This is a genomic window from Aeromonas allosaccharophila (genome assembly GCF_000819685.1).
Lineage (GTDB): Bacteria > Pseudomonadota > Gammaproteobacteria > Enterobacterales > Aeromonadaceae > Aeromonas > Aeromonas allosaccharophila.
This window is the reverse complement of sequence record NZ_CDBR01000099.1, coordinates 28,139-39,599: the sequence shown is the minus strand read 5'-3', so window position 1 is coordinate 39,599 and position 11,461 is coordinate 28,139. Positions and strand designations below refer to the sequence as shown.

The window sequence follows — 11,461 nt, the reverse complement described above, 5'->3', positions numbered from 1 at the left end:
ATGCCTGTTCTTGAAATGCCGAGCTGGGGCATGGTTGCCCTCGCCCTGACCCAGGCCATCGCCATGCTGGCGCTGGCCCCGCTCGCCACCGGTTTCAACCGGGTGCTACGAGCCAAGATGCACTCCCGTCAGGGGCCGGGCCTGCTGCAGGATTACCGTGATATCGCCAAGCTCCTGCGCCGCCAAGAGGTGACCCCCGAGCCTGCCGGCATCATCTTCAACCTGATGCCTGCGTTGCTGATCGCCGCCCTGTTGCTGGTAGGGATGGCGCTGCCGACCCTGACTCACGAGTCCCCCTTCCCCATCGCCGGGGATCTCATCACCGACATCTATCTGTTCGCCATCTTCCGCTTCTTCTTTTCGCTGGCGGGTCTCGACAGCGGCAGCATGTTTGCAGGGATCGGTGCCCGCCGCGAGCTGACTCTCGGCATTCTGGTGGAGCCCATTCTGGTGCTCGCCTGCTTCATCATGGCGATGATGGTGGGCAGCTCGGATCTGGGCAACATCAGCAGCTATGTGGCGACCCAGCCGCTGGCCGCGCCCATCGCCACCCTGCTGGCCGGTGCCGCCTGCGCCTTCGCGGTGTTTGTCGAGATGGGCAAGCTGCCCTTTGACTGCGCCGAAGCCGAGCAGGAGCTGCAGGAGGGGCCGCTCACCGAGTATTCCGGTGCGGGGCTGGCCCTGCTCAAGCTCTCCATCGGCCTCAAGCAACTGGTAGTGGTGCAGCTCTTTCTGGTGATTTTCCTGCCCTTCGGCAAAGCAGCCAACTGGAGTCTGCCTGCACTCATCGGTGCGGCGCTGATCCTCGCCTGCAAGCTGCTGGTGGCCTTTTTGCTGGCTGGCATCATCGAAAACGCCATGGCCCGTACCCAGTTCGTGCGCACCCACAAGCTCACCCGCTACGGCTTGGGGCTGGCCCTGCTGGCCCTGCTGGCGCTGCTCGCCTATCTGGTCGGGGTCTGAGCCATGCCCGCCAGCACAGCAACTTTTTCCGATTTCATCATTTGTGAATGCTCATTCCCGAACATTAAAGTGAGAACTGCATGACCATCGCCATTTCGGATCGCATCGGCTGCGACTACATCCAGCAGGTGCGAGCCCAACTGCCCCACGCCATCGTCGACGAGGAGTGGCAAACCGCCGATCAGGCCACCATCACCGTCAAACCCACCAGTCTGGTCGAGACGGCCAGCCTGATTTTCCATCAGCTGGGGGGCTGGCTTCCGCTCTCGTTTGCCAATGACGAGCGCAGCCTCAACGGCCACTTCGCCGTCTACCACGTCTTCTCCATGGAGGGCGACACCAAGTGCTGGATCACCGTCAAGGTGCTGGTAGATGCCGATACCCAGGAGTACCCCTCCATCACCCCGACCATTCCGGCGGCTGTGTGGGGCGAGCGGGAGATCCGCGACATGTATGGCCTGCGCGCCATCGGTCTGCCGGACGAACGCCGTCTGGTGCTGCCGGATGACTGGCCGGAGGATATCCACCCGCTGCGCAAGGACGCCATGGATTATCGCCAGCGCCCGATGCCCACCACTGACACCGAGACCTACCCCTTCGTCAATGAGCTCGGCAGTGATGCCAACCGTATCGTGCCGGTCGGCCCGCTGCACATCACCTCGGACGAGCCGGGCCACTTTCGCCTGTTCGTCGATGGCGAAGACATCATCGATGCCGACTACCGCCTCTTCTATGTCCATCGCGGCATGGAAAAACTGGCGGAAACCCGCATGGGCTACAACGAAGTGGCGTTTCTGACCGACCGGGTCTGCGGCATCTGCGGCTTTACCCACAGCGTCGCCTACACCACCTCGGTGGAGAACGCCATGGGCATTCCGGTGCCGGAGCGGGCCAAGATGATCCGCGCCGTATTGCTGGAGGTGGAGCGCCTGCACAGCCATATCCTCAACATCGGCCTGTCGAGCCACTTCACCGGTTTCGACACCGGCTTCATGCAGTTCTTCCGGGTGCGGGAGAAATCCATGACCCTGGCCGAGCTGCTGACCGGTGCCCGCAAGACCTACGGCCTCAACCTGATTGGCGGGGTGCGCCGCGACATCTTCAAGGAAGATCGCATCAAGGGTGCCCAGCTGGTGCGCGAACTGCGTGATGAGTTGAAACCGCTGGTGGCCATGCTGCTGGATACCGCCAACATCTCTTCTCGCCTGATCGGTATCGGCAAGCTCGACCCGCAAATTGCCCGCGATTTCAGCTGCGTCGGCCCCATGGTGCGGGCAAGCGGCTTCAAGCGCGACGTGCGCCGGGTCCACGACTTTGCCGGCTACCGCGAGCTGCCGATGGAGATCCAGACCAAGGCGGGTTGCGATGTGCAATCCCGGGTGCTGGTACGCATCCACGAGCTCTACGACTCCCTCGACATGATTGAGTTCGGCCTAGAGCACCTGCAGGAGGGGCCGCTTTTGACCGAAGGGTTCACCTACCAGCCGGGCAAGTTTGCGCTGGGCTTTACCGAGGCGCCCCGCGGCGAGAACGTCCACTGGAGCATGACGGGAGATAACCAGAAGCTGTTCCGCTGGCGCTGCCGCGCCGCCACCTACGCCAACTGGCCTGCCCTGCGCTACATGCTGCGCGGCAATACCGTCGCGGATGCGCCGCTGATCATCGGCAGTCTGGATCCCTGCTACTCCTGTACCGACCGGGTCACCCTGGTCGACCCCAAGAAGGGCAAATCCACCGTGGTCTCCTACAAGGAGATCGAGCGCTACGGCATCGACCGCAAAAACTCTCCGCTCAAGTAAGGGGTCATCATGATCAAGCTGTTCAAGACCATCCTCAAGGCTGGCACCCCGACCGCCAAGTACCCCTTCGCACCCATTGATGTGAACCGGGATTTTCGCGGCAAACCGAAATATCAGGCGGATCAGTGCATCGCCTGCGCCGCCTGCACCAAGGCCTGCCCGGCCAACGCGCTGGTAATGGAAGTGGACATGGAGACCGGCGAACGGCGCTGGGAGATCTCCATGGCACGCTGCATCTTCTGCGGCCGCTGCGAAGAGGTCTGCCCGACCCGCGCCATCGCCCTCTCCCCCGAGTTCGAACTGGCGGTGACCAACAAGGCGGATCTCTATGAGGAAGCCCGCTTCGCGCTGGCCTCCTGCACCCTGTGCGGCACCTACTTTGCCCCGAGCAAGCTGGTGGCGCTGGTGGAGGACACCCTCAAGCAGGCAGGCACACCGCTCGCGACCCCGGAGCGACTGCACCACTGCCCCGACTGCAAACGAAAACAGAGCATGCTGAGCCAGCCTGACTCGGCCCTAACCACAACACCGATTGCCACACCGATCGCCGCACAACAGGAGTGGATGTGATGAGCAAGATCAAAGGCATAGAACCGGTTGTCGGCCATGCCCATACCCGCGCCGTGCCGCTGGCACAGGATCCCGAGATCACCAAACTCAAGAAGACCCTGCTCAAAGACATTCGCCGCTCGGCCTATGTCTACCGGGTCGATTGCGGCGGCTGCAACGCCTGCGAGATCGAGATCTTCGCCACCATCACCCCGCTGTTTGATGCCGAGCGTTTCGGCATCAAGGTGGTCGCCTCCCCCCGCCACGCCGACATCCTGCTCTTTACCGGCGCGGTGACCCGAGCGATGCGGGTACCGGCCCTGCGCGCCTATGAGGCGGCCCCCGATCCCAAGATCTGCATCGCCTACGGCGCCTGCGGCTGTGACGGCGGCATCTTCCACGACCTCTACTGCGTCTGGGGCGGCACCGACAAGATAGTGCCGGTGGATGTCTATATCCCGGGCTGCCCCCCCACTCCCGCCGCCACCATCTACGGCTTTGCCGTGGCGCTCGGTCTGCTTGAGCAGAAACTCAAAGCCACCAGCCACGAGGTGCAACCGGGTGAGCGGGTCGAACTGCGCCACACCGGCATCCCCAACGAAATCCGGGTGATGATCGAACGCGAAGCGCGCCGCATGGCCGGTTACCGTCAGGGGCGGATCATCGCCGACGAGTTTATGGCCCTGCTCGAAGGGGCGACCCAGCAGGATGTGGATCTGCGCATCCAGAGCTACCTCGATCAGCACGACGATCCGCGTCTGGCGGAGATCGTCAACAACCTCGCAAACGCCTGCCTCAACCGGGCGGCCGGCAAGGGAGAGGCGGTGCATGGCTGACGAGGTTTTTTTCTACCGCCTCTCGCGCAAGTTCGTCGACGAGCAGTTCGACGTGCCGGAAGAGGCCAAAGAGGTGATGTACTACAGCCTCGCCATTGGCCACCACCTCGGCATCGTCGATTGCCTGCGAGCAGACCTGGTCTGCTCGCTGATCGGTTATCGCGACTGGGTGGCCAAGCTGTCAGAGGGAAGTGAAGCGCGCCGCAAGATGGAGGGATTTCTCACCTTTGGCGAGATCACCATCTATCGCGAGCACTGCCATATGCTGGCCTGCGCCTTCGACCGGCTGCGCAAAGCCGACAATCTACTCGACGAGCAGGAGCTGGGCTGGACCAACACCTTTATGGATCAGCTCACCGCTCTTTATAACGACCCCCATATGTACCTGATGGTAAGGAGCCGCTGATGGGCTGCAATCTCGTGTTGACCGTGGGCAATGCCATGATGGGGGACGACGGTGCCGGCCCCTATCTTGCCGACAAACTGCAAGCCACCCCCCTGCCCGGCTGGATCCATATCGACGGCGGCATCGCGCCGGAAAATGTGGTCTACAAGGTGCGGGAGCTGCAACCTGAGCGGGTGGTGCTGGTGGATGCCGCCGAGATCGGCGAGAAGGCGGGAACCCTGCAGGTGATCCCCCCCGAGACCATTGCCGAAATGTTTATCTTCTCGACCCACAATATGCCGCTCAATTTCCTGATCGACGAGCTCAAGACCTTTGTCCCCGAGGTGATCTTTGTCGGGGTACAACCGGCCATCGTGGCGTTCTCCTTCCCGATGACCGAGATGGTGAGCGAGGCGATGGATTATCTTTATCAGCATCTTGATGCAGCCAAAGATACCGACTTGTTAATAGAGAAACTGGAGCAGTGGAATATTGCCAACGCCAAGCGGTGATTATTTATCGAGTTGTTAACGACCGTTATTGACCGACGGTTCCGGCAATGTGATCGAGGCCCGATGTTAAATTAAAAACATCGGGCTAATTGTGCTGAACTTGATATAAGACAAGGTTCTTTGAATTTTTCAAAAAATCGCTAACCCTCGCTTTTTTATGACAAAAAAAGCGTTGCCAGTCACAGAAATTTGCCACAAAATGGCGGCCGTTACGGAAGTTGATGGGGTCTGGTGGCCTCCTCGGTCTTCAAAACCGATGTGAGCCGAGAAGGCTTTGGCAGGTTCGATTCCTGCCTCTTCCGCCAAATTTATCTATTGAAAAAATACTCTCTCGCTGAGTTTATCTGCCTGAGTGTTATTTTCATCGCTTGTTCAATATGTTTGAAAGAATACCTTAGCAAAAGGTGCTTGCCGCTTGCCAATATAATCCGACGTCAGGTTATCTCGCTGGCCAAAAATTAATTTATCAGCATTGATGCAGCATTAATTTATACCCGCTCATTGATGCACCCAGTTTGCAGTCATCCGCAAATCGCCAGCAGTGCCATAACCCGTCAGCTCGGCCTCTCTATCGGCAAACCGGTGCGCATCCCGAACCCACGCACTGCACTGGTAATCCCATGCCGAACTCGTCTCACGCGTCAGCCATCCCCCACCGCCAGCCCACATCAGGTACGGCTGCCGACGATTCACTGCCAGATTCACAGCAACAGCCCAGCCAGCAACAAACGCGCCGTTTGCCGCAAGTGGAGCAGCTGCTGCAGCAACCCTTTCTCGCCGGTTTTATCGAGGCGCTGAGCCGCCCGTTGGTGACTCAGGCGGTGCGCGAGACCCTGAGCGAGCTGCGCCAGAGCGAAGATTTTCGCCAGCATGGCGTTGCCCCCGAGCAGATCGAGGCGCTGATTGCCAAGCGTTGCCGACAGCAGTTGCGCCAGCGTCAAACCCGGGTGATCAACGCCACCGGCACCCTGGTGCATACCAATCTGGGGCGTTCGCCGTTAAGTGCCGATCTGTGGGACGAGGTGCGTGACCTCAACACCGGGTACAACAATCTGGAGCTGGATCTCGCCACCGGCAAGCGCGGCGGGCGCAAGGGGCTGATCGCCCCCCTGCTCCGTTGCCTCACCCAGGCCGAGGATTCGCTGGTGGTCAACAACAACGCCGCTTCGCTCTTTTTGCTGCTGCAGGAGGTGGCCAAGGGGCGCGAGGTGATCGTCTCGCGCGGCGAGCAGATCCAGATTGGCGGCGGCTTTCGCATTCCCGATATTCTGGCGCTCTCCGGTGCCAAACTGGTGGAGGTGGGCACTACCAATATCACTACCGCCAAAGATTACCTCGATGCCATCACCGATCAGACCGCGCTGGTGCTGATGGTGCACAGATCCAATTTCGCCATTCGCGGCTTTACCGAATCCCCCGATATTGGCGAGGTGGCCCGCGCCCTGCCCGAGCACGTGGTGCTGGCAGTGGATCAGGGCTCGGGCTTGACCACCGAGGAGTTTGCACCGGATGAAACCTCGGTGCGCCAGTACATCAAGGCGGGGGCAGATCTGGTCTGCTACTCCGGCGACAAGCTCTTGGGCGGCCCGCAATCGGGCATCATCAGCGGCCGCAGCGATCTCATCAAGCGGCTGGAAAAACACCCCATGATGCGTACTTTCCGCCCGAGCCGCATCGTCTACTCCCTGCTGGAACGCCTGCTCATCCACAAGCTCAACAAATCCCCCATCGGTGAGGGTATTGCCCAGCGCACCTTGAGCAACCCGGCCGCCATGCAGGCCCGGGCCGACCAGCTGATGGCCGCCCTGCCCGGCTGCTTTGTGCCGATCCCCGCCCAACTGGTGGTGGGCGGCGGCACCCTGCCGGACGAGTTCTACCCGGCGCCTGCGCTCGAATGCACCGACCCGCGTCCGGCCCAGCTGCTGCTCGATGCCCTGCGCGAACTGCCGGTGCCGGTCATCGCCACCGTGCGCCAGCAGAAGGTGCTGCTCAATATGGCCACCCTGCTGCCGACCGAGATGGGCCTGCTGATCGCCCAGCTTAACGAGCTGCTGTTGCCCTCCCCGATCAATGCAACCGAGGAGTCCTGATCCCATGACCCCCTATCGCGCCGTTATCGGTCTTGCTGGCCACGTGGATCACGGCAAGACCCTGCTGATCAAGGCCCTCACCGGCATCACCACGGCCCGTGCCCACGAGCAGGCCATCGGCATGACCCAGGATCTCGGCTTTGCCCACTTCGACGACGGTCAGGGCAACACCATAGGCGTCATCGACGTGCCCGGCCACGAGCGCTATATCCGCAATATGGTGGCGGGGCTCTGGAGTCTGGATCTGGTGCTGCTGGTGATTGCCGCCGACGAGGGGTGGATGCCGATGACCGGCGATCACCTGCGCCTGCTCAAGGCGATGGGGGTGCCGCGTCTCTTGGTCTGCATCAACAAGTGCGATCTGGTGAGCGCCGACGAGCTGGCACTGCTTGAGGAGAGCCTGCTGGAGCGGGTGATGGACGAGAGCGGCATGGTGCCCGATATCGTCAGCGTCAGCGCCAAAACCGGCGCCAATATGGCTGCCCTGCACACTGCCATCGTGCGCCAGCTTGCCGAGCTACCAGCCTCACACGCTGCCCGCGAGCAGAGCGCCCCGCGACTGTATGTAGACAGAGTCTTTACCGCCAATGGCACCGGCACAGTGCTTACCGGCACCTTGCAGCAGGGCAGCCTCAAGGTGGGAGACAAGCTGCGCCTCTACCCCGCCGATCGGGAGGTGCAGGTGCGCTCCCTGCAGGCCTATCACCAGAGCGTCGACGAGATCGGCGCCGTCTGCCGGGTGGCGGTGGGCCTTAAAAAAGTGCCCCACAAGGAGGTGGCCCGCGGCCACTGCCTTACCAGCGCCGCTGGCCAGTGCGAGGCGGCAACCCACCTTATCGTGCGACTCAACGCAGAGAGCCTGAGCGGCAAGGCGCTACGACCCTCTCTGCACAACAAGGAGGTCGAAGTAGCCCTCGGCAGTTGGCATGGTCAGGCGCGCTTTGTACCGATAAAAGAGACCCGGCTGGCGCGACTGATCTTTACCAGCCCCATCCCCTGCTTCTTTGGCCAGCCGCTCGCCATCATTCGCCACGGCAGCAGCGAACTGCTGCACGGCGCCCGCATCGTCTGGTGCGGCGACATCCACCCTGCCAGACGAAAGGCGCTACACGCCCTGCTGGGCGAGCTGCCTGATGACTTGGAGCGCTACAACCCGGCCACCCTACAACTGGGGCTCAACGGCTATGTGCTGGCCAGCCGCTTTGACCAGCGGCCAGAGCAGGTCACCCCCCTCGGTGATTGGCTGCTGGATAGCTGCTGGCTGGCCCAAAGCCGCGACCAGCTGCTGGCCACGCTGAAAAGTGAACCCCTTAGTGCCGCCGAGCTGGCGACCCGCTTTGGCATCGCCCTGCCGGTCACTCATGCCCTGCTCCAGCAGCTCAAAAGCGAGCAGCTGATCCATCTGCACCATGACAAGTGGCAACCGGGCTGCGGCGAGTCGGAAGATGATCTGGGGGAAGAGGCACAGCTGGTGCTCAAGGTGGTGCGAGATCAAGGCAAGGAGGGTTACGAGCCCGGTAAACTGGGCCCCGGCGGCGTGGCGCTGGATCCCTTTATCACCCGCAAGCTGCCCGCGGCCCTGCAGCAGGGCTTGCTACAAAAAGGCGCGTTGCAAAAGCAGCTGCGCAATCTGGCGCGACTCAAGTATCTGGTGCAGCTCGATGGCCCCATCTACTACGACGCCGAGCTTTACAACCAGATGGTCGCCGCCGTGCTGGCGGGCCAGCAGGTGGGAGATCTGATCGACATGGCATCCCTCAAGGAGATCACCGGTTTGTCGCGTAAATACGCCATTCCGTTCTGCCTGCGCATGGAGATGGATGGCTGGGTGCGACGCGAGGAGAACGAGCGCCGGGTGCTGCGTTTACCGCAGACTCAAGATGAGTTGGAGCCGGCATGAGCGCCACCATCGCCCCCTCTGGCTCTGCCAATCCTGTGGCCAACCGGCTGCGCCGCGAATTTCATATCGACGGCATAGTTCAGGGGGTCGGCTTTCGCCCCTTCGTCTATGGGCTGGCGCTGCGCCACGGCCTTGCCGGTTATGTGTTGAACGATGCCAACGGCGTCACCATCGGCGCCGAGGGATCCCCCGAGCAGCTGGCCAGCTTTGCCCGCGAACTGCGGGAATTGGCGCCGCCGCTGAGCCGCATCGATCATTTCAGCGAGCGGGAGCTGCCCCAAAACCCGAATCCCGATTACAACGGCGCCTTTCATATCAAGGCAAGCCAGCAGCAGAGTGCTGCCACGGTCGCCATCTCGCCGGATCAGGGAATGTGCGAGGCGTGCGCCCGGGATGTGGCCAACCCCAACGATCGCCACCACCACTACCCCTTTACCAACTGCACCCACTGCGGCCCGCGCTACACCATCATCCGCCGCCTCCCCTACGACCGCCCCCACACCGCCATGGCCGACTTTGCCATGTGCCCGCGCTGTGCGGCGGCCTATGAAAACCCGCTGGACAGACGCTACCACGCCCAGCCGGTGAGCTGCCCCGAGTGCGGGCCCCATCTCAGCTGGCGAAATGGCCGTGGCGATGCACTGTCCGAGCGCGAGGATGCCCTGCAGGCCGCTGCAAGCGCCCTGCAGGCGGGAGCGCTGATTGCGGTCAAGGGGATGGGGGGTTATCACCTGATATGTGATGCCCGCAATGAACAGAGTGTTGCCAGATTACGAATGCTCAAGCGACGCGCGCGCAAGCCGCTGGCGGTGATGATGGGCTCCCTTGCCGAGGCCAAACTGCATGTCACCGGCTGCGGGGCAGAGTGGACGCTGCTCGCCTCTCAGGCCAGACCCATCACCTTGCTGCGCAAGCGCAAAAATGATGATCGGCTCTCAGAATCCCAACTGACAACCGCGCCGCTGGCCGCGGGGATCGCCCCCGGCATCCCCTACCTTGGGATCATGCTCCCCTATACCCCGCTCCATCAGCTGCTGCTGGATACCTGCACCATGCCGCTGGTGGCCACCAGCGCCAATGGGCGCGGCAGCCCAATCCTTATCGAGTGCGAGGCGGTGGTCAGGGAACTCGGCAGCGAGATTGACGGCATCCTGGATCACAACCGCCCCATCCTGCACCCGTGCGACGACAGTCTGGTGCAGTGGGCCGGCGGGCGACGCCAGACGTTGCGGCTAGCCCGAGGCTATGCCCCCTGCACTCCCAGCCTGCAAGAGGCGGTCAGGGTGCCGCTCTTGGCAGTCGGGGCGCAGCAGAAGAACCAGCTGGCGCTCGCCTTCGGCCGCCAGCGCATCTACAGCCCCTATATCGGCGATCTGCACAGCCTGCCAATGCAGGAGCACTTCGAGCAGACCCTGGCGACCTTTCGCGAACTTTACGATCTCAAGCCCGAAGTGCTGGTGTCGGATCGCCACCCGGGCTACCTCAGCCACCAGTGGGCCAAAAGCTATTGCCAGGATCAGGGTGCCCCCCATCTCGAGGTGCAGCACCATCACGCCCACCTGCTGGGGGTGATGGCCGAGCACAACATCACAGGCCCGGTGCTGGGTGTTGCCTTCGATGGCACCGGCCTTGGCGATGACGGCACCCTCTGGGGGGGCGAGCTGCTGCTCGCAGACGTTCAGGGCTTTACGCGCGTTGCCCACCTCACACCCTTCAAGCTGATCGGCGGCGAGGCGGCCATCCGCGAGCCGGTACGTCAGCTGCTGGGGCTGCTGTTTGAATCGCACAGCCCTGAGCAGATCAGTGCCCTCGATATTCCGTTGATCAAGCAACTGCCCCTTAAGCGGATCAGCAACCTGCACCAGCTCTGGCATCTCGGTCGCAACGCCCCCTACACCAGTTCCATCGGTCGGCTGTTCGATGCGGTGGCGGCGCTCTTGGGAGTGATCGATACCCCGGATTACGAGGGCGAAGCGGGACTCCTGCTGGAGGCGGCAGCCTTGCAGCTGGCTCCCGATGAACAGCCCTTCCCCCTTGCCTTTGATCTCAGCCAATCAGCGGAAGGGCCGCTGCAGATCCAGTGGGCCGAGCTCATCTATACCCTTGTCAGCGAACGGCGCAAAGGCACCTCCACCGCCAGCCTGGCCGCCGGTTTTATCCGCGCCATCAGTAATCTGGTTATCGCTCTGGCCGAGCGCTTCCCCGGCTATCCGGTGGCGCTGGGGGGCGGCGTCTTTCAAAACCGGGTGCTGATGGACCAGCTGGTGCCCGCTCTCGAAGCAGCCGGTCGGCAGGTATTGACCAGCGAAACCCTGCCACTCAATGACGGTGGCATCGCCGCCGGTCAGCTTTGGTTTGCCATCCACCATCTTGCCACGCACCAGCCTGTCACCACCGCTTGTGCCACCTTGTCGGAGTCCTGAAATC

9 protein-coding genes and 1 tRNA gene are annotated in these 11,461 nt (G+C 62.2%); all 10 read left to right on the top strand.

What is annotated here, in order from left to right:
• The 10 genes from BN1115_RS17930 (at window position 1) to hypF (ending at window position 11,457) form a co-directional block, all read left to right on the top strand.
• Window positions 1–963 carry a respiratory chain complex I subunit 1 family protein gene (locus BN1115_RS17930; protein ID WP_042658220.1) on the top strand — a complete coding sequence of 321 codons (963 nt, stop codon included), beginning with the start codon at window positions 1–3 and terminating at the stop codon, window positions 961–963.
• An 80-nt stretch (window positions 964–1,043) separates the two neighbouring features.
• Entirely contained in the window at window positions 1,044–2,762 is a 1,719-nt protein-coding gene (locus BN1115_RS17925; RefSeq protein WP_042658219.1) for a hydrogenase large subunit, read from the top strand.
• A gap of 9 nt (window positions 2,763–2,771) precedes the next feature.
• Window positions 2,772–3,332, top strand: coding sequence for a formate hydrogenlyase complex iron-sulfur subunit (locus BN1115_RS17920; protein WP_042658218.1), 561 nt, complete (start codon window positions 2,772–2,774; stop codon window positions 3,330–3,332).
• Complete coding sequence (locus tag BN1115_RS17915; protein ID WP_005301886.1) at window positions 3,332–4,147, top strand: NADH-quinone oxidoreductase subunit B family protein; 816 nt, start codon at window positions 3,332–3,334, stop codon at window positions 4,145–4,147. Before BN1115_RS17920 ends, BN1115_RS17915 begins: the two co-directional genes overlap by 1 nt.
• Window positions 4,140–4,553 (top strand): formate hydrogenlyase maturation HycH family protein, encoded by a 414-nt coding sequence (locus BN1115_RS17910; RefSeq protein WP_042658217.1) that lies wholly within the window; start codon window positions 4,140–4,142, stop codon window positions 4,551–4,553. Before BN1115_RS17915 ends, BN1115_RS17910 begins: the two co-directional genes overlap by 8 nt.
• Window positions 4,553–5,044, top strand: coding sequence for a hydrogenase maturation peptidase HycI (gene hycI / locus BN1115_RS17905; protein ID WP_005351508.1), 492 nt, complete (start codon window positions 4,553–4,555; stop codon window positions 5,042–5,044). The genes BN1115_RS17910 and hycI overlap by 1 nt, the downstream gene beginning before the upstream one ends.
• A gap of 213 nt (window positions 5,045–5,257) precedes the next feature.
• Window positions 5,258–5,349 (top strand) — tRNA-Sec (locus tag BN1115_RS22440).
• 315 nt (window positions 5,350–5,664) lie between these two features.
• Window positions 5,665–7,134 (top strand): L-seryl-tRNA(Sec) selenium transferase, encoded by a 1,470-nt coding sequence (selA, locus tag BN1115_RS17900; protein ID WP_042658216.1) that lies wholly within the window; start codon window positions 5,665–5,667, stop codon window positions 7,132–7,134.
• A 4-nt stretch (window positions 7,135–7,138) separates the two neighbouring features.
• Window positions 7,139–9,034, top strand: a complete 1,896-nt coding sequence (gene selB / locus BN1115_RS17895) for a selenocysteine-specific translation elongation factor (RefSeq protein WP_042658215.1) — start codon at window positions 7,139–7,141, stop codon at window positions 9,032–9,034.
• On the top strand, window positions 9,031–11,457 hold the full coding sequence (hypF, locus tag BN1115_RS17890; RefSeq protein WP_042658214.1) for a carbamoyltransferase HypF: 2,427 nt from the start codon (window positions 9,031–9,033) through the stop codon (window positions 11,455–11,457). The genes selB and hypF overlap by 4 nt, the downstream gene beginning before the upstream one ends.
• The last annotated feature ends 4 nt before the right edge of the window (window positions 11,458–11,461 follow it).

Coding starts and splice junctions, on each gene's coding strand:
- BN1115_RS17930 (WP_042658220.1), top strand. CDS start 1: ATGCCTGTTCTTGAAATGCCGAGCTGGGGCATGGTTGCCCTCGCCCTG.
- BN1115_RS17925 (WP_042658219.1), top strand. CDS start 1,044: ATGACCATCGCCATTTCGGATCGCATCGGCTGCGACTACATCCAGCAG.
- BN1115_RS17920 (WP_042658218.1), top strand. CDS start 2,772: ATGATCAAGCTGTTCAAGACCATCCTCAAGGCTGGCACCCCGACCGCC.
- BN1115_RS17915 (WP_005301886.1), top strand. CDS start 3,332: ATGAGCAAGATCAAAGGCATAGAACCGGTTGTCGGCCATGCCCATACC.
- BN1115_RS17910 (WP_042658217.1), top strand. CDS start 4,140: ATGGCTGACGAGGTTTTTTTCTACCGCCTCTCGCGCAAGTTCGTCGAC.
- hycI (WP_005351508.1), top strand. CDS start 4,553: ATGGGCTGCAATCTCGTGTTGACCGTGGGCAATGCCATGATGGGGGAC.
- selA (WP_042658216.1), top strand. CDS start 5,665: ATGCCGAACTCGTCTCACGCGTCAGCCATCCCCCACCGCCAGCCCACA.
- selB (WP_042658215.1), top strand. CDS start 7,139: ATGACCCCCTATCGCGCCGTTATCGGTCTTGCTGGCCACGTGGATCAC.
- hypF (WP_042658214.1), top strand. CDS start 9,031: ATGAGCGCCACCATCGCCCCCTCTGGCTCTGCCAATCCTGTGGCCAAC.